This window comes from Spirosoma migulaei, assembly GCF_054776855.1.
Window position 1 is genome coordinate 801511 of sequence record NZ_BAAHBG010000010.1, and the last position, 18055, is coordinate 819565.

The 18055-nt window shown below is 47.5% G+C and carries 15 protein-coding genes; 9 read left to right on the forward strand and 6 right to left on the reverse strand.

What is annotated here, in order from left to right:
- Positions 1–302: hypothetical protein (locus ACYVGO_RS13855; protein ID WP_460969765.1), on the forward strand; the 302-nt coding region annotated here is incomplete at its 5' end.
- An 84-nt stretch (positions 303–386) separates the two neighbouring features.
- A complete protein-coding gene (locus ACYVGO_RS13860) occupies positions 387–2876 on the forward strand; it encodes a TonB-dependent receptor (RefSeq protein ID WP_460969766.1) in 2490 nt (829 codons plus the stop codon).
- Positions 2877–2963: 87 nt separating this feature from the next.
- Here the strand turns inward: ACYVGO_RS13860 and ACYVGO_RS13865 are convergent, their stop codons facing one another.
- Positions 2964–3488: a DUF1905 domain-containing protein gene (locus tag ACYVGO_RS13865; protein WP_460969767.1), complete on the reverse strand. Its 525-nt coding sequence runs from the start codon at positions 3486–3488 to the stop codon at positions 2964–2966.
- Between the two features lie 312 nt (positions 3489–3800).
- Positions 3801–4871, reverse strand: coding sequence for a helix-turn-helix transcriptional regulator (locus ACYVGO_RS13870; protein WP_460969768.1), 1071 nt, complete (start codon positions 4869–4871; stop codon positions 3801–3803).
- Positions 4872–5041: 170 nt separating this feature from the next.
- On the opposite strand from ACYVGO_RS13870, the gene ACYVGO_RS13875 reads away from it, so the two are divergent.
- The 7 genes from ACYVGO_RS13875 (at position 5042) to ACYVGO_RS13905 (ending at position 11372) form a co-directional block, all read left to right on the forward strand.
- Positions 5042–5437, forward strand: a complete 396-nt coding sequence (locus ACYVGO_RS13875; RefSeq protein WP_460969769.1) for a pPIWI_RE_Z domain-containing protein — start codon at positions 5042–5044, stop codon at positions 5435–5437.
- 136 nt (positions 5438–5573) lie between these two features.
- Entirely contained in the window at positions 5574–6932 is a 1359-nt protein-coding gene (locus ACYVGO_RS13880) for an ADP-ribose polymerase (RefSeq protein WP_460969770.1), read from the forward strand.
- A 1-nt stretch (position 6933) separates the two neighbouring features.
- On the forward strand, positions 6934–7191 hold the full coding sequence (locus ACYVGO_RS13885; protein WP_142771011.1) for a hypothetical protein: 258 nt from the start codon (positions 6934–6936) through the stop codon (positions 7189–7191).
- Between the two features lie 185 nt (positions 7192–7376).
- A complete protein-coding gene (locus ACYVGO_RS13890) occupies positions 7377–7829 on the forward strand; it encodes a pPIWI_RE_Z domain-containing protein (protein ID WP_142771010.1) in 453 nt (150 codons plus the stop codon).
- Positions 7830–7931: 102 nt separating this feature from the next.
- Positions 7932–9194 (forward strand): ankyrin repeat domain-containing protein, encoded by a 1263-nt coding sequence (locus ACYVGO_RS13895; protein WP_460969771.1) that lies wholly within the window; start codon positions 7932–7934, stop codon positions 9192–9194.
- A complete protein-coding gene (locus ACYVGO_RS13900) occupies positions 9178–9417 on the forward strand; it encodes a hypothetical protein (protein WP_460969772.1) in 240 nt (79 codons plus the stop codon). The genes ACYVGO_RS13895 and ACYVGO_RS13900 overlap by 17 nt, the downstream gene beginning before the upstream one ends.
- A 338-nt stretch (positions 9418–9755) precedes the next feature.
- The gene (locus ACYVGO_RS13905) at positions 9756–11372 is read left to right on the forward strand and encodes an amidase (protein WP_460969773.1); all 1617 of its coding nucleotides are present in this window, start codon (positions 9756–9758) and stop codon (positions 11370–11372) included.
- A gap of 29 nt (positions 11373–11401) precedes the next feature.
- Here ACYVGO_RS13905 and ACYVGO_RS13910 read toward each other — a convergent pair whose 3' ends face one another.
- From ACYVGO_RS13910 to ACYVGO_RS13925, 4 genes are all read right to left on the reverse strand, one after another.
- Positions 11402–12499 carry an alpha/beta fold hydrolase gene (locus ACYVGO_RS13910; RefSeq protein ID WP_460969774.1) on the reverse strand — a complete coding sequence of 366 codons (1098 nt, stop codon included), beginning with the start codon at positions 12497–12499 and terminating at the stop codon, positions 11402–11404.
- Between the two features lie 455 nt (positions 12500–12954).
- The gene (locus ACYVGO_RS13915; RefSeq protein WP_460969775.1) at positions 12955–13953 is read right to left on the reverse strand and encodes a hypothetical protein; all 999 of its coding nucleotides are present in this window, start codon (positions 13951–13953) and stop codon (positions 12955–12957) included.
- Entirely contained in the window at positions 13928–17257 is a 3330-nt protein-coding gene (locus ACYVGO_RS13920) for a hypothetical protein (RefSeq protein ID WP_460969776.1), read from the reverse strand. Before ACYVGO_RS13920 ends, ACYVGO_RS13915 begins: the two co-directional genes overlap by 26 nt.
- Before the next feature lie 5 nt (positions 17258–17262).
- The gene (locus ACYVGO_RS13925) at positions 17263–17913 is read right to left on the reverse strand and encodes a condensin complex protein MksE (RefSeq protein WP_460969777.1); all 651 of its coding nucleotides are present in this window, start codon (positions 17911–17913) and stop codon (positions 17263–17265) included.
- Positions 17914–18055: the final 142 nt, after the last annotated feature.

An 18055-nucleotide genomic window follows, 5' to 3' on the forward strand; every position in this document is an offset into this window, starting at 1 on the left:
TGTGGCTCAACGGTGTGGTGTTTCGCCACGCGCACCGCTTACCGAGTGGTAAACTAATTGTTCACGCGCACCCCTACTGGCCTTTTGGGAAAGGCCCAATTCTCCCCAATAACCACACAGCTCAGGAAATTCTGCTGCTCGATCTGGCAGCTAACCTACCCGTTGTTGTTGGTAGTTTTTTTGCGTTTCTATTTCTGCTGCGGGAGCGTTTGCAGTCGGTTTTCCTGTTCAGGAACTGCTCCTTTCAGTCTCATTTCCGGTTTCGCTGCTTCTCTCACCGGGGTCCACCCGTCGTTTGGTAATTTCCTGATTGGCACACATCGGTCTCCGGGTCGATGGGTCGTGCTGTATTTCCTGGAGTACTCAACCAAACGATTTCATCCTGAATGAAGAATTTTTTCCTGCTGATTAGTCTCGGGCTGCATGGCCTTGGACTAAGCGAAGGGCTGCTGTATGCGCAGCCATCTCCCACTCGATTAATCCGTGGATCGGTGACCGATGCCGATAGCCACAAACCCATTCCATTTGGCAACATAAGCCTGATCGGGCAAAATAAAGGGGCCATTACCGACGCCCGAGGGCAGTTTTCGCTATCCATAAAAGCAGATACGTTAGCCCACGAATTGATTATTTCCTGCGTCGGCTATAAATCCGATACACTTGAGGTTAGCGCTAAAACAGACCAGTATAACGCCGTTTTACTCCCCGTTGTAAACGCCCTCAACGAGGTTGTTGTCACGGGGGTAACGCGGGGTACCCTCCTGCGCCAGAACCCCGTAGCCATTCTGGCTATTTCTGCACGATCCATAGAGAGTTCAAGCAGTAGCAATATCATCGACGTACTGGTCAAGAACGCACCGGGTCTGAATGCGGTTAAAACGGGGCCTAACATCTCCAAACCCTTTATCCGCGGCTTGGGTTACAACCGCGTGCTGACTCTCTACGATGGCGTTCGGCAGGAAGGGCAGCAGTGGGGCGATGAACACGGCGTTGAGGTCGATAATTACAACATCAACCGGGCCGAAGTGATCAAAGGTCCGGCCAGTTTGATGTACGGTTCCGATGCTCTGGCGGGCGTAGTCAGTATGATGCCGAACTACCCAAAAGATACCGAGGGCAAGCTTAAAGTTGGCTTTGTAACCGAATACCAGTCGAACAATAGGCTCCTGGGCGAGTCGCTCAGTCTGGCATCGGGTGGGTCGCGTTGGGCGTGGAATTTGCGTGGTTCTATACGAGCGGCTACTAATTACAAGAACAAGATCGATGGCCGGGTGTACAATACCGGCTTTTCGGAACGGACGTTAACGGCCATGCTTGGGTACTCTGGTCATCAGGGCTATTCCCGTTTCGGCGCTTCGTTATATGACAATTTACAGGGAATTCCTGACGGAAGCCGCGATTCACTAACCCGCCAGTTTACCAAACAGGTTGCCGAAGCGGAGCTGGATGACATTCGAAATCGCCCGATCGTGCCCGCCAGCGAACTGTCATCGTATACGCTTAGTCCGCTCCATCAGCACATTCAGCACTATCGGTTGCACACGAATAACCACTATCAGATTGGTAACGGCGAGATCGATGTACTGCTGGCCTTCCAGCAAAACGTCCGCCGGGAATACAATCACCCCACACAACCCGATCAGGCCGGTTTATTCGTTCGCCTGAACACCTTTAATTACGGGCTACGGTACAACCTACCCAACATTGGCAAGCTGGCAACAACGGTGGGTGTCAATGGGATGTATCAGGCGAATAAAAACAAAAATGGCACCGCTTTCCCCATCCCAGATTATAACCTCTTCGATGTGGGCACGTTCGTTTTCCTGAAATGGCAGGCCGAAAAACTAACCCTGAGCGGTGGGCTACGCTACGACCGTCGGCGATTGACGGGTGATGATTTTTATATCCGAACCGATCCAAAAACAGGATTCGGTCAGCACACATTCCTGCCCGATACTGCTGGCGCTGTTTTACAATTCCCCGCGCTCCACCAGTCGTTTACTGGGATTTCTATGAGTCTGGGAGCTACGTACGAGTTTTCGGAAAAAATAGCCCTCAAAGCCAATATTGCCCGAGGCTATCGGGCACCGAGCATTACCGAAATTGCCTCTAACGGACTCGACCCCGGTGCGCACATCGTGTATATCGGGAATCGCAATTTCAACCCCGAGTTTAGTTTACAGGAAGATATTGGGCTGACAGCTACGTTTCCCGATGTCAATTTTGGCATAAGCGTGTTCAATAATTTCATTCAGAATTATATCTCGCTCTCGCAACTGGTCGATGAGAAAGGCGAGCCGATTATCATTGTTCAGGGCAACAAAACCTATCAGTACCAACAAGCGTCTGCCCAGCTTTACGGGTTCGAAACGCAGTTTAGCCTGCACCCAACCACCTGGCGGGGCTTTACGTTCGACAATAGCATAGCTGTCGTGTATGGTTATAATCGGGGACAGCGGTTCACGGATGCGGGCGTTCAGGGCCAATATCTGCCGTTTATTCCACCCCTGCGCATTTCGACGGGCGTGAATCAATTGCTTCCGACCAAGTCCAAATGGCTGACGGACGTTACGATCAAAGCCGATGTCGATTACAACGCCCGGCAAGACCGCTACCTGGGCCTGAACAATACCGAAACCGCTACCGGGGCGTATACGCTGGTCAATGCCGGTGCAGATGCGTCGATTCGCGTGAGCCAGAACAAGCCCGCCTGGCACGTGGTGTTCCAGGTCAATAACCTGTTCGATGTAGCGTACCAATCGAACCTGAGCCGGTTGAAATATTTCGAGTATTTCACGCAATCGCCCAATGGGCACCTGGGTATGTTCGGCGTGGGCCGGAATGTTTGTTTGAAATTGATTCTGCCGTTTAATTGATGAGTTTGAAGTTCGAGGTCTGAGGTCTGAAGTTGGTTGACGGACTATTGATGCGTCAGCAACTTCAGACCTCAAACTTCAAACCCATTACTCCTTCTTCTTAAAGTGCCGGATCATCTGACCAAAATCCATGCCCATAGACAAGCCCGTGACGGCCTGCGTCAGTCGTTTAGTTTTGGTTTCGATCGTTTTGGCGTCTTCAATCCAGTTGCTGAAGTAATTCTGGTGACTCGGGCTTAGTTTCCGGAAATGGGCCAATGCGGCCGGGTCATCCTCCAGACAGTCGAGCAGGTCGGCAGATTGCGGCAAGGGGTCCGTGTCCAGCTCAAGGGTAACCGTGATTTGTGTTCCCTCTTCTTCTTTGCCCATCCCCCGACGCATACCCGCATTAATGGGCATCATAAAGCCACCATCCGGATTCAGGGAGCGCCCCATCGGCAACAGGGACACGAGTTTGATCGGGTGATTATCCAGCGTACCCTTCACCCGAAACGCCTTTTTCTGACCGGGTTTCAGCTCGTCGCTGATGGCAAGTGGAATTTCGATGTAGGTCCACCGGGTTTTATCACCTTTCTCGCCAAATTTCTGAAGGGTTGTTGTAAATGTGGGCATAGGCTATTCTTTAATCGGAGTGCAGTGATGGCAGTTACTTATAACCGACCTTTTAGGACGGTTCGCCGTTGCGATTCTCACGTTCTCGCTTGGCTACGCCGAGTGAGGGTTATTATTTCAAGGGCCTCTGGCCCGTTTTTGACGTGTTACTCCGGCCAGAGGCCGTTAAACCAATAGCCCTCACTCGGCGTAGCCAAGCGAGAACGGTGAACGGTAGGGTCGTTGTAAATGAGGGCATACATTATTTGTCAGCTAATGTTCAGATACACTGTGGCGTCGGTTACTTATAACCGCCATCACTGAAATACACCCCTAATACCGCGCCAGCGTTGCTTCTAATGACGTTTTCATTTCTTGCACCAGACTGGCCGGTTTCAATACAGTCAGGTGTTCGCCGTAGCTGCGGAGGTGCATGAGCAGGTCGCGGTTGGGTGCCAGTCGAAGCCGGATGACGCACTCGGTGTCAGTGTCGCTCAGGACTTCCTGCGTTTGGTGAATGGGTTTCGTCGTTACATAGCGACCAAACAACGGGCTGAAGGATAGCACAATCTCTTCGACCGGGCCGTGACTATCCGTTATGCCGAAGATGTGCTCGAACAACTCACTCACGTTGGTCAAGATGGCGGGTGGTACGTCGCAGGGATCGTCCAGCAATTCGAGTTCACTCATGCGATCGAGGGCGAAGGTCCGTTCGCCACCACTGGCCGCATCGTAGCCAATGACGTACCAGCTATCTGCCACTTCCCGCAATAAAATCGGGTGCAGGATACGCAGCTTAGGTCGTTCGGGAGCAAACAGGCCAGCATCAACAGCACGGGCTTTAGCTTTCCGTATAGCCACACTACCCTTCATCGACACGGCATCTTCGTGCTTGAGGTAGCGAAACGCCACCTGCCGGTTCTGGTTCACAGCCCGAATCAGGACAGGTACGTACTGGCGGTTACCACCCAGGATTTTCTCTTCCACATACACCACCCGTCGTGTAGGCGCATCGGTTTTTACCTCCCGAATAATGTCGAGGCTCTGCCGCACACGTTGCAGGGCATTATCCAGTTCGTCGGCTACCGATGCCCCCTGCGTAGCGGCCAATACTTCCCGCGCCTGTTCCAACGCTTCCATGTCGTCGGGAGTCAGCATTAAGTTCAGGAGCCTGAACTGTGGATTGCTGTAATAATAGCCGTTGGCCCGTTTGTCGTATTCAATAGGCGCATCGTGATCCTCACGCATTCGCTGAATGTCTTTTTCGAGCGATGAAATAGATCGGATTCCGCACTTGTCCTGACACAGTTCAAAGAGTTTCTGTTTGGAGTATCGGCGTGGGTATCGGCTGATAATTTCATCAATAAGTCGATACCGTTGAAAGGCAGAACGCGTGATTGGCATGGAATACTATATTTATATTATATATTGCACATGAAATATAGACACACGTACAACAGATACGATTAGCGATGACAAAGAAGAGAAAAATAATTTTAACAAAAAAAGAAGGCCGTAAATAGATTACGTTTTGAGGGTTATACTTTTGAATCGGACAATCACTTAGACTTATCATGACTCATACCTCACGTCCTCGCACAAATACCCCGGCTTACACGCCCCGCCCGTCGCTTTCGACCCGGCAATTAGTTGACCTCGAATTGGGTTTGTTTTTGCTTCAGCAACTACACCCCGACGCTCCGGCAACGGCGCTTCCCGATCTACTCCGGCCCGACGATACGAGTTGGTCTGACCTGACACCCAAACAGAAAAAATACCTGAACCGGGGACGACTTCTGCTATCTCACTTTGCCTATAATCTTCACTGGCAGGATCTGCTAGCCGCCTATGCCTCTGCACCCGGTCATCGGTTAGCGTATGACCTTAGTCCTGATTGCAGTCATTTTGCCGAAAAAACCGTCGGTTTCTCCCGCAACCGGCTCGGTGTCTTACGCAAAATGCTGGCTTGATTCATAGTCATTGGTGGTCATTGATTGCCATGAATGGTCATTGGTTGCCTACGCAATTAATAACCAGTACTGACAACGAATAACGCCCAGCAAATGACTAGTAATAACAATCAATAGACCCTATCTGACTATTCGTATGCTCAACCAGTTGCTACAACGGGTATGGAACCGTTCTGCTCCATCCGTTATCGATACCACAGTTCGTCCGCACCCAACTACACTGGCCCTTTCCTCTGCTGAACAGGATACCCCGTTACCAGCCGATTCACCTAACCCGAATCTTCGGACGGTGAAGCTGATTATGGTGACGGCTGAAAACAACAACAAATACTATGAAATGCGTGAAAATGAGAACGGTACATTCGACGTTTTCTACGGTCGGGTGGGTGGCTTTCGCAATAAGGCCACCCATCCAATAGCGCAATGGAATCAAAAACTCCGCGAAAAAACGTCGAAAGGTTATACCGATCAGACGCACCTTTTTGCTGAATCGACACCCGCTACAGACGCCAGCACTATTGCCGAACCAGCTGTGCGCAGCCTGATGAGTCGGTTATTGGAATTGGCGAATCTGTCGATTTTTCAGAATTATGTCGTTACGGCCCAGCAGGTTACGAGCAAACAGGTCGAATCAGCCCAGCAATTGCTCGACGATCTGGCTGCGCAATTAAAAGTGGGCATGGATACGGGTGCGTACAACACCAAACTACTTGAGCTGTTTAAAGTGATTCCGCGTCGGATGGCCCACGTAGGCCAGCATCTGGCAGGCGAAATACCGCTATCAACTGACGACCTGCAACCCCTCCGCGATCACCTCGCCGACGAGCAATCTACCCTCGACGTCATGCGCGGTCAGGTTGAACTGGCTCCCGCACCGAGAGCATCAAATCAGGCACCGCCAACGTTGCTCGAAAGCATGAATCTGGTTATCGAGCCTGAAACAGACAACCACGTATTGAAGCTCATCAAGAAAATGATGGGTGATGATGCCAACAAATTCGACGCGGCTTTCAGTGTGCGTCATGCCGCTACCGATGCTGCTTTTAACGCCTATGTAAGCAAACAGACAAACCGTAAAACGCTGGCTCTCTGGCACGGAAGCCGTAGCGAAAACTGGCTATCGATCCTGAAAGATGGCCTGGTACTCCGGCCAGCCAACGCGGTTATTACGGGCAAAATGTTCGGCTATGGGATCTATTTTGCCGATCAGTTCAGCAAGTCACTCAACTACACTTCGCTGAATGGTTCGGTCTGGGCCAACGGTCGACAGAGCGAAGCCTATCTGGCTATTTACGAGGTACATGTTGGTGAGCAACTGGAACTGACCCAACACGAACCGCATCACATGCGCCTGAACGGTGACGCGCTAAAGCAACTGGATACGCGCTACGATTCGGTGTTTGCCCGTCAGGGAGTTAGTCTGCAAAAGAACGAATTCATTGTTTACAACCAGGCGCAATGTACGGTTCGGTACATCGTCAGAATCAAAGCATAAGATGGAGACACAACGTAAAAAACTGGACCCGTTGGCGATTCGATTTATTGCCACGGCACTCATTCTGGCGAATGGCAGCACCACGACGCTGGACGTTAAAAAGTCACTACGCCGACGCGGCTACGAAGCCCGACAGGACGATGTGTCGCAATGGCTTCTGGTGATTTGTTTCTGGGAAAGCTGGGCCGTTAAAGACAACGGAAAGCACCGGATTTATTCCTTTCCGAAGACAGCGCTTCCGCTGCCAATCAATAATTAACCAATAGAACACTGATTTTTATGATCAATATGATAAGGTTATGATTCAGCTAAAAATCATATTTATCATAACCATCATAAAAATCAGCGTTCTATTCGAAAAATAATGTCAAAAATAAAGAACAACGTAAAAAGATTACGTTCTAGTAGGGTGATATTTGTATAGAACAATAAACAAACATACAAATGAACACGCTCCTCACCACCGCTCCTGTTGCCCGCCCGGCCCTTGCCAGTCTATTGCGCTGGCAGGAGCCGCTGGCTACCCGAATTCGGTTTCGGCATGCATTACCGGGAATGGTGGCGAATCGATTGTTAAATGTTGAATTAGGCTTGTATCTGCTGGCCGAGTTGGTTCCAATGGCACCGCCACAATCGCTGCCCGATCTGCTGAATGGTCAGGGATATATTTATCGGCAGCGCCCTATCTGGTCGCCACGCCAGCACCGTGCCCTGAGCCAGGCGCGTATTCTGTTAGCCCCTTACCTGGATCGGAGCGCCTGGTTCAAGGCACTGGACAAATACGCCAACCTGTCGCCCGAGTTGCGGGCCTTTACCCTCAACGGTAATCTCCGCACCGATATCAGCAGCTATCTGCTCCGGGAGCGGGTAGGTTTGTTTTCCAGGGCGCTGGCCTAAACACAACGCAAGTTGCGTACATCATGAACTCGTGGGGGTAATCACTCCTGCGAGTTTTTCCACTTTATCACGCTAAGCTAACCTTCCTACTCAGTCGCGCGTATGCCACCACCTATACAACCTTTACCATTCGATGCCCCCCTTGCCCAGTACGAAAAGCAAGCTGACGAGCTTCTCACGAATTATCAATCAGAAGGCCCTCAGCAGATTCAACAGATACAGGAAAACGACCTGAATTTCCGACACTGGCCAGAATTAACCAATCAGGACACAGAATGCCTGCTGACCGATGCTCAGCAACTCATTGCCCGCGTGTATGGATTTGAAAATTGGGGCAAGCTGACAAGTTATGTCGAGAAAGCAACGCTGGCCAATTCAGCGGTCTGGCAATTCGAATCGGCGGTAGATGCGGTTGTTACGGGCAATATAGCCGCGCTTGACTCCCTGCTAATCGCCAATCCAAACCTGATTCGAATGCGTTCAATGCGGGTGCATCGGGCTATGCTTCTTCATTACGTCGGCGCGAATGGCGTTGAGAACTATCGCCAGAAATCGCCCGATAATGCCGTTGACATAACCCGACTATTACTCAAAGCGGGTGCCGAAGTCGATGCCCTCGCCGACACGTACGGCAAAGGCACAACGCTAGGCTTGGTGGCTACCAGCATCCACCCAAAGCGGGCTGGCGTACAAATTCCATTGATTGACACGCTGCTGAATTACGGTGCCAACATTGATTGCACACCAACCGGATGGCCACCGCTGATGGCAGCCCTGGCCAACGGATGCCCCGAAGCCGCCGAACTACTCAGACGAAATGGGGCGCGTGTAGACAGTGTCGTTGCTGCCGCCGGATTAGGGCGGCTCAAACTGGTTCAGAGTTTCTTTACCGAAGAGGGTCATGTCAAAACCAACGAGTCTGATACGACTTGGGGACTACCTGACGAGCCAGCGGCTCAGTTAGAAACCGCCTTTTTCTACGCCTGCACCTACGGCCACATCGACGTTGCCGATTTCCTAGTAAGTCGGGGCGTTGACCCGAATGCACAGGGCAAGGATGGCCAAACTGGTTTGCACTGCGCCGTACTAGGCGGCCAACTCTCCCTGGTGAAGTGGCTTCTGGAACGAAATGCCGCACTCGACGTCCGAAACGTTTATGGCGGAACCGCATTAGGGCAAGCGCTGTGGTGCGTCGCTACTGGAAATTCCGAGCTTGACTACGCGCCCATCATCGAGCTATTACTCAAGGCGGAGGCTGCCATTGAACCAGGAACGTTGCACTGGTTAGCGCATCAGGCAAGCTTGTTACCCACCCAAAGAGACCGTATTGAGGACATACTTCGGCACTATGGAGCAACATCATGATGAGTTGCTGGACATTACAGAAACCGATCCGAATGATACAACAGGGCGTTATAGTGTGTCGCCATCTCTATTGGCTCCACCTGAATTTACTCGGCTCATTGATTTACCAATCCAGCCTGGTCTGCTGGACCTACCAGCCCCTAGCCCGATCTGTGGTGTGTCGGTTCATGAAGCAGGTGCTGCGGTTTCGGTGAAGTGTTTTTTTGACAGGATTTACTGGTAGCGCCAACCCTGTTAATTCTGTACTTGTGGTGTCGGTTACGTTTAACCGACACGGGTAGGTTTCTCAAAACCTACTCACACCATTAGGTTTTGAGAAACCTACCCGTGTCAGATGAAAGCATCTGACACCACGGTAAGCTTAAACTACGTATGCGCTGTGTGACCCCGTCGGGGTCAGATGTTTATAGCACGAATGGCCTTTCTATAAACATTTGACCCCGACAGAGTCATACGGCGCATAGGTCAATTTAAATCCTACATACGTTGTGAGAAGAACGGTGAACGAGTCCTAAAATGTGCTAATTTGGGTGCCAGACCCTCATTCACCCCACTCGTTTTATGAACAGACGGAGTTTTGTTAAAGCCAGTTCAGTCCTTTCGGTCACGGCATCTGCGTTGACAGCCTGCTCAACGCCCAAATCAGAAAGCCCGGAAACCGATTCCGCTCCGTTCGTCGACGAGTTTGCACTCAACGAACTAACCATCAATGAGCTACAACAGAAAATGCAGTCGGGAGAATACACGGCCGAAGCGATCACCCAACTGTATCTGGACCGGATTCAGGCCATCGACAAAAAAGGGCCTCGCCTGAATGCCGTCATTGAACTCAACCCCGACGCGCTGACGATAGCCAAATCAATGGATCAGGAGCGAAAAGATGGGAAACTTCGGGGTCCCATGCACGGCATTCCGGTACTCATCAAGGATAACATAGATACCAACGATCAGATGATGACCACCGCCGGTTCGTTAGCGCTGGAAGGCCATAAAGCAGCCAAAGATGCCTTTGTTGTTGCCCAATTGCGGAAGGCTGGCGCGGTCATACTGGGCAAAACCAACCTGAGCGAATGGGCCAACTTCCGCTCAACCCGATCCAGCAGTGGCTGGAGTAGCCGGGGTGGTCAAACCCGAAACCCTTATGTACTGGATCGAAATCCGAGTGGCTCTAGTTCGGGTTCCGGCTCGGCGGCATCGGCCAATCTGTGCGCTGTGGCCGTGGGTACCGAAACGGACGGTTCCATCATTGCCCCATCCTCTCATTGCGGCCTCGTCGGTCTAAAGCCGACGGTTGGTCTGGTTAGCCGCAGTGGCATTATTCCCATCTCGAAAACGCAGGATACCGCCGGCCCAATGGCTCGAACCGTAACCGATGCCGCTATTTTGCTGGGTGCGATAGTAGGTGTCGACCCAGACGATGCCGTTACGAACGAAAGCCGCGGCAAGAGTGTGACGGACTACACGCAATTTTTAAAAACAGCCAGTTTATCGGGCAAGCGCATTGGAATTGAGAAATCGTTTCTAAAGGGGCATGAAGGTGTCGTTGGCTTGTATAAAGAAGCGATAGACGTGCTGAAAAAACAGGGTGCTACCGTTTTGGAAGTGGAGGTAATGAAAGCGCTTCAGGAAACGGGCGGTGCCGAATTTACCGTACTGCAATATGAGTTCAAAGATGGTGTAAATCGGTACCTGTCCAAAGCCAATGCCTCCGTCAAGACCCTTGCTGACGTGATCGCCTTTAATCAGAAGAATGCGGCCAAAGCCATGCCTTTCTTTCAGCAGGAAACGCTGGAAAGCAGTGAAGCCAAAGGAGATTTATCCAGCAAAGAATACACAGAAGCGCTCGCCAAAACGCGAAGCTGGCGTCAACGCATCGACAAACTGATGGCGACCCACAAACTAGATGCCATTGGCGGTACGAGCATCGGTTTTGCGGGCTGCATCGACCTGATCAACGGCGACTACGACACGGGCTTTTACTTCTGCCCACCAGCCGCTATGGCCGGTTACCCCCACCTGACCATCCCAATGGGCACCGTTCATGGACTGCCCGTCGGCTTTTCGCTCATCGCCGGAGCGTATCAGGAAGGCGCGTTACTGGCAATGGGCTATGCGTATGAGCAGGCATCCAAGAAGCGGGAGCGGCCGGGATTTACACCATCACTGATTCCAGGTTGATTTGAGTTGGCGCTTATCAGACCAGGACGCTATCGGGATGGCGATGCCTTATCGAAGAGGAAATTGCGGATGTGTTCATTCAGAAAAGTAGCATCGGCGGGATTACTGGCAGCACCCGCCGTATGTCCCCACAAGGAGGGAATCGGCAGTAATTGCACACCCGGTATAAAGGCCGCTTCATATTGGGCATCGCCCAGCGGGAAATATAAGTCGGTGGCGGAGGGCATATACAAGATCGGCACCTGAATGGATCGTAGCGCCGATTCGACATTTCCCGTAAATCCCTCGGTTGCTCCCACATCATGCCGCTCCCAGGTACGCATTTGCAGGATCAGATCATTGGCATCTGCTCCCTCGATGAAGTGCGTTCGGTAGTTTTCGAGCACTTGTTCAAACGTGGTGCCGGGCTTGGCGCGGGCACGCCATAACTCCCGTCGCCACCACTCCTGCGAGTAGAGCCACCCAGTCCAGACAACAGCGAATGCCTGAAGCCCTTTGGTGGGCGGACTTGTGTAATCGCCATTTTTAAAAGCCTCATCGGCAGTCAGTGCAGCGATCTGGCCTTCCAGTCGAACCACACCATGCGGATAGGTTTTTGCCGTTCCCGACGTAGCGACAATACGATTGGCAAACTTGGGATAACTCACTGCCCACTGGAATGCCTGCTGGGCACCCATCGAGAAACCCACAATGGCAGTCAGGTGCGATATCTTTAACTGATCGGTCAGGAGTTGATGGACGGCCTTCACATTATCCCGAATCGTCAGGATCGGAAATCGGGGGCCGTGAAAGGGTTCAGCCGTATTACTGGGCGAGGAGGATCGGCCATTCCCAAATAATTCGGTAGCCACAAGGAAGTATTTGGTTGTATCCAGCGCCTTACCGGGGCCGATCAGCCACTCATAGCCCCGATAGGTAGCCATGTAGTGCGACGGGAGGAGTATGGCATTATCACGCGCCTGATTCAGATGCCCATAGGTGCCATAGATAATACGCGCTTTGGGTAGCGTAACGCCGGTTTCGGTTTGGAAGTTGTCGATAACAAACTCCTTCCGATTATCGGGTTTGGTCGATTGGGCCCACAACGATTGCGTGACTAACAGCAACAGGAATATCTTTTTCATCATCGAATGGAATAGGGCGTTGAGTCAAAAATAGCGCCAATCCACGGGTGTCCTTCTACTGTGGTGCAGAAACTTCAGCAACGGGAATCAATCTGGCAATTGTGGGGTGTTATGCAGTGAGAGGATTACCCGTTGACCCACTCGTTGGTAGCCAACTGCACGGTGAAAGTCGGGGTAAATTGGTAGTTCTAGCAATGCATTTGTCTAGTTGGTTTGACAAATCAGTTCCGCAGCTATTAAAATCAGCTTGTTTTAAGGTTAGCTACCTCAATTCACATCAAAATTGATGGTTATAATGGTAGATAACCTTAAAGAAGGCGCTTTTTAAGGCTAGGCTTACTGATTACAGTAGAATGCCGATTATTTTTAGAAGTATGACCGCTTTCAGTTCTAATAGAATCGGCTTAATTTATCCCCCAATGTAGATCAGATTAAGTCTTGACTTATACCACATGTAATTAGTTATTGCTTCTTGCCCTTGACACCATTTTAACCAAATCATTTTTCTGTTCTTCAATCCATTGATCAGTAGCAATAAGCTCTCTGAACAGTTGAATATCTTCCATTGAAAACCATTTTAAATCTAGGCCCGAGTCAATTTGATTATGATCCCATTTGCTGTTATGATTTGGAGAGTCAACTGGAAAACGGTAATCTTTCCCTACCGCTGTTGGGTATAGCAGAGTTACTCTCCGTTTTTCTTCGCCAGATCGGTCATCGAATAAGCGTTTGCAAATACGAATAAAAATAGCCAAACCCTCATCATCCCAGTCACATGAATAATATAACGGAAGCTTGAGTTTTTCAGGTGAAATACGGTCAATGGCCCCCATATTATTACCTCCAACATACCATAATTCAATTTTTGCCTCTAAAGCACGATCTGGAATGCGTAAGAAATCTTTATTCTCACATAATACAACAACTTCCGCACCTGGACAGTCTACAACAAGTCGGTAGAGATGGTCACGTGGCTTCTGCCCTTTAAACTCCCCAATACCAAGTACCTTCAATACAGTATCTCGTACTGTCTTATGATCTTTAAGATATTTAGATCCCCCAAAAAAATCGCTTGAAAATTTCTCAAGTGTCACATGATCAATATCAACCAGTAAGTTCTTTTTCTGAAGGTCAATTACTATTAAAGTGTTTAGATCTTTGTTAGTATATGAACGTCGACCATCATCAGGCAATTCATATTTTTCTAAAAAGCGTTGATACTGAGCAATATCCTCCTTCAACTCCGATTCATACCAGTTACGAAATGCTTGTCGTTTATCACGAGAGACCACATAACCACTCTTAGCTTTTTCTTTCAAGCTAATCCATTCACGCCGTTTAATTAGAAAGCTTTTTATATAAGCATTGTCAAGCTTTAGTGATGTGGCTCCCTTTTCATATAAATCACATAACGCTTGAAGATGGCGCCATTCAAACTTCGTCCGTGGGGGTATCATCGGTCAGTTCGTCTGAATCTTCATCACCAGTATTATTTTCTTCCCTACTTTCCTGATCGGTATCTTCTTGACTATATTCTTCATCATTAAATTCGTCCTCATCTTGATTATACAAGTCACTCTCTCTAAAGAGACCCATAGGCTCATGATTAATTGGACCAGGTGCCTCCATATCTTTCGCCAACATGTATACAAATTGGCCTCCTTCATCGAAGGAACCGACTAAATTTGGTGAAAACGATATGATTTGATAATCATATTGCTTAGCTATACGGTATAGCAAATCGAAGTTAGCTCCTAAACCTTCAGCCTCATCAACAGGCATAAAGCGTATGCCTTTACGACGCTTTTCATGAATCAAAGACAAACGGGCAATACATAGTAAGGCAATAGCTGCATAGGTTTGCCCTGTGCTTCCTGCATTTCTGTCATCATTTGCAGACTTCATACTGTAGGACAATTCAATGTACGAGTTTGGATTTAACAGATCCTGAATCAATTTCTGCACATTATCTTTCTCAGTAGTACCTCCACATAATTCAAATGCCTTTTGTATTTTTTCTTTTAGACTCACTGCATCTAAGAAGCGTTCGGCAAAATCGGGGTTGGCTAATTCCCGTTTGAATGTACGTATCCAATCGAACGGGAAATTTCGTGAGTCTCGGATCGTTAGAACAGCCCGATACCCTCCTGTTATTTCGTTTTCTTTTCGTTCAAAAAACGACTGCATACTGCCTACAGTAGTCCAGATAGTTCTACGTGCATCTTCAACTAAATTCAGTAAGTCTTTTATCCGATTTAACTTACGGATGTTCAAAGCACGATTAGCCTTGTTAATTTCATTCAAGCGTTGTGTAATACGGCTCAAAACGCCTTCCTCTGTTATGTCCTCATGCTCAAATAAACCAGGCAATAGTAGGTAGGCGAGTTCAACGAAGTTGTAATCGTTGCCTAATTTGTATGAATTATTTTCTAAATATAGACTGACTAGTGCGTTGAAATCTGATTTGTATTTTGACTCGGCCTCCCGGTACAGGTCTCGTGTCTGAGAAGGCTCAGGTGGAGAATAATTAGGAGATAATCTGTTTTGTAAGGATTGATAAAGGGCTTTATAATCTGTTTCAGCTTGTAGTAATTCCCGTTTAGCTGTTAACCAATCTTCTTTTAACTGATTCCATACCATATTGGACAAAAGCACAGAATGACTATTTTGTATAGTTTGACTAATCACATCAAAATCAGCCCCTCCATTCATGGTAGGCGATTGCAATAAACTTTTTGAAAAAAAACCTTCATGCTCAATTTGCCAAACTCTAATAGCATTAGCAACTTGTTGATGTACTGACAGAATTCCACCAATATCATTCATCTTATCATTATATCGATCAAATGCTAAAGTCCCTGCATTCAAGTTATTAGTCGCTTGTACATGTGCTTCTTTAGCGTCTTGATAAGCTGTTTTAATAGTATCGGCATTCGTAAGACATTCATAATAAGTTGTGAATTCTCCCGCTAGCTTCGAAAAACCGGGGTACATTTCAAATGTCTCGAAATTAGTCCTGCTAGCATAGGCATCAGCCCCTATTCTATAGGTTTCATTTTCGTCAATTAATTCTTTTAATGCCTGAATTCGCTTTTTCTCCTTTGTAAGTTTGGCAATATCGATATCCGTTGAGGTAGTCAGTTCTTCAAAAAAATATTTTCTTTTTTCCGGAACTTCAATTGATTTGTATAGTTCATGCTCTAACTCAAAGAAGTATTTAATTCCTCCAATAGATAACCAAAAGCCACTAGATTCATAATAAGGGGAATCTAAATTTTCGAAAAAGTAAGTAGGATCAGCTATATAGCGTTCATATGCTTGTGCTATCGGTTTGATGTATGATATATCACGTAGCCCATTTAATACTGAAACCTGTATTAAGCTTAATGAATAACCATAAGCAACTGCCCACTCTGCTAATGAGCCAGATATCGAAAGGTCGGTAAATAGCTTGAACTGCTCTTTTTGCTTAATACGTTCAGTAAGAGTATTAAGCTTATTTTCAGACCATTTTTTACCCTTGCCAACACCAAATCTCCAATCCGATTCCTGAAATAGAACCAATATATTTTCTTTTTGTAATCCTAGAAGCAACTGCTCTAAGCTAGTTTTTTGTTTATTTTTTTTTGTTTGTTCAGCATACAACTCCTTTAATCGACTTGTATCACAATCCAGATCTTTCAGCCATAAGCTGGCCGTCTCCCAGCGCTGATATGGAGTTAAAACGATTTGTAAATGATCGTGAGCGCTTTGTAAAACATCTTTCAACGATTTGATCGTTGGTTCGGCTGTAGTATATTTTGTTACGCAATGGCTGTGACAGTGTTCCAAATCAGCGATGGTTTGACTGTATTTAGTTAAAACTCCCTGAAGTTTAATTGTTCTGTCACGGTACTGAAAATTCCAATAGGCTAATCGGGTTGTTAAATATGTAAGCTCCGCTTGTTTAAATATTTTTTGCTGTGTACGTAACGCACTTAAGGCAATACCTTTTTTGTCTATAAGCTCAACTTTCGTCCGATTTGTCCGATACTCATCTTCCGAACGTTGTAATTCATTAACGGTTTTCTCAAATTCCTTATAAATTTCTCCTCCTCGCTCGTTGCCAAATAAGAAATTTTGCAATTCGCGCGGATTATTGGCATCTAAAGATTTTTTACGAGAAAAGGCCTGAATAATTTTGGCATAGGTATCTAATATGCGGCTGCTGTACGTAAGGTCCAACGGTAAAATATTATTCTGGTATAGTAGCTTATGGTAATTTTTAGTAGTTGGAGAAATTAATTCATAACCACGTTCTGTTAATTGCTCTGCTACATCATCAAGTGGCAGAATCATACCTTCATGTTGAAAATCCCGAATTGTTAAGGGGTTATCAAAAGGGATTAACTGCCCTTTTTCTGAAGCTCCGAATTCTTTATGCACGATGAATAGACGGCAACTACGGACAGTACTCTCTAATTGGACACCAATAGAAATATAGGCCTTAGGACTGCATTGGATGTTTAGAAATGCATACCCAAGCGTTTCGCCGGGCAGTACCATACCTTCAGGACGTCGCTCTCCATCCAATCCCTGTGTAGCGGCCTGAAAGGCAGCACTACCAACAAAAATCAGTTGAAGCATATCAGCAATCATACTTTTTCCTGAACCACTTTCGCCAGCAAAGTCAGTTCGTAAAGCATGAAATTTGTATTCAAATCCCTGATGATGACGTAGATTTAATGTACAAAGATTGTAAAGGCGCGGAAAGGACTTCATACTGTTTATCGAGATGATTGCCAAGAATCAATTTCATTTATGGCATTACCATATACTTTGGTGAGTCTTTGGAAAGCGGGTAGTATATCAAAATAATCGTCCTGCAAGTCAATCCATCCAATTTTTGCAAACTCTTTTATTGCAGCACTGATCACATTGTTTACTTTCTCATCATCAATCTCACCTGGTTTTTTCCGAGTTACGTGGGCAAGCTTTTCATAAATTAACGGCTTCAACTCTTCATAATCCTCTCGAATTGTTTTTTGGAAGCGTGCCACTGAATCGAGGTCAATCTGCAGGTCAATGAAATGCACTTTATATAATAAGAATCCAACAACAACATATTCAGAAGCCAGAAAATGGCGGTGATCCGCATTAATGCGTCCACGAAAATTAGCCTCTAAAAAATCCAGATAGAAGTATCTATCAGGACCTTCGCCACCAGAATCTAAACGTACCTTAAAGTAGTCATCGTAATAGTTACTTAAGCTATTATAATTATCTTCAATGAATTCATAAGAAATACGTTGGTGCGGTCTGTTTTGAAAATGCACTCCGTCTTTAAGTTGATAATCGAGCTTACCAAACACAGAAAGAGCATCGGGATGTACCAAGAAATCGTAGCGACTCAACGCCGATAGACGATCATTTGCCATATTGAAACTGAAGGGTGTGAGGATGAAGCAATAGGAGTAGTGTAAATATTTATCTGATATGAGCGATGATTAGCATACTGTTCAGGTTAAACGCATTAAAATAGTGGCATTTTGTCCTAGTTCAGATCTTTGTGACATGAAC

What these genes read in the sequence shown, in the direction of transcription:
- ACYVGO_RS13860 (WP_460969766.1), top strand. Translation starts at nt 387, where the DNA reads ATGAAGAATTTTTTCCTGCTGATTAGTCTCGGGCTGCATGGCCTTGGA.
- ACYVGO_RS13865 (WP_460969767.1), bottom strand. Translation starts at nt 3,488, where the DNA reads ATGCCCACATTTACAACAACCCTTCAGAAATTTGGCGAGAAAGGTGAT.
- ACYVGO_RS13870 (WP_460969768.1), bottom strand. Translation starts at nt 4,871, where the DNA reads ATGCCAATCACGCGTTCTGCCTTTCAACGGTATCGACTTATTGATGAA.
- ACYVGO_RS13875 (WP_460969769.1), top strand. Translation starts at nt 5,042, where the DNA reads ATGACTCATACCTCACGTCCTCGCACAAATACCCCGGCTTACACGCCC.
- ACYVGO_RS13880 (WP_460969770.1), top strand. Translation starts at nt 5,574, where the DNA reads ATGCTCAACCAGTTGCTACAACGGGTATGGAACCGTTCTGCTCCATCC.
- ACYVGO_RS13885 (WP_142771011.1), top strand. Translation starts at nt 6,934, where the DNA reads ATGGAGACACAACGTAAAAAACTGGACCCGTTGGCGATTCGATTTATT.
- ACYVGO_RS13890 (WP_142771010.1), top strand. Translation starts at nt 7,377, where the DNA reads ATGAACACGCTCCTCACCACCGCTCCTGTTGCCCGCCCGGCCCTTGCC.
- ACYVGO_RS13895 (WP_460969771.1), top strand. Translation starts at nt 7,932, where the DNA reads ATGCCACCACCTATACAACCTTTACCATTCGATGCCCCCCTTGCCCAG.
- ACYVGO_RS13900 (WP_460969772.1), top strand. Translation starts at nt 9,178, where the DNA reads ATGGAGCAACATCATGATGAGTTGCTGGACATTACAGAAACCGATCCG.
- ACYVGO_RS13905 (WP_460969773.1), top strand. Translation starts at nt 9,756, where the DNA reads ATGAACAGACGGAGTTTTGTTAAAGCCAGTTCAGTCCTTTCGGTCACG.
- ACYVGO_RS13910 (WP_460969774.1), bottom strand. Translation starts at nt 12,499, where the DNA reads ATGATGAAAAAGATATTCCTGTTGCTGTTAGTCACGCAATCGTTGTGG.
- ACYVGO_RS13915 (WP_460969775.1), bottom strand. Translation starts at nt 13,953, where the DNA reads ATGATACCCCCACGGACGAAGTTTGAATGGCGCCATCTTCAAGCGTTA.
- ACYVGO_RS13920 (WP_460969776.1), bottom strand. Translation starts at nt 17,257, where the DNA reads ATGAAGTCCTTTCCGCGCCTTTACAATCTTTGTACATTAAATCTACGT.
- ACYVGO_RS13925 (WP_460969777.1), bottom strand. Translation starts at nt 17,913, where the DNA reads ATGGCAAATGATCGTCTATCGGCGTTGAGTCGCTACGATTTCTTGGTA.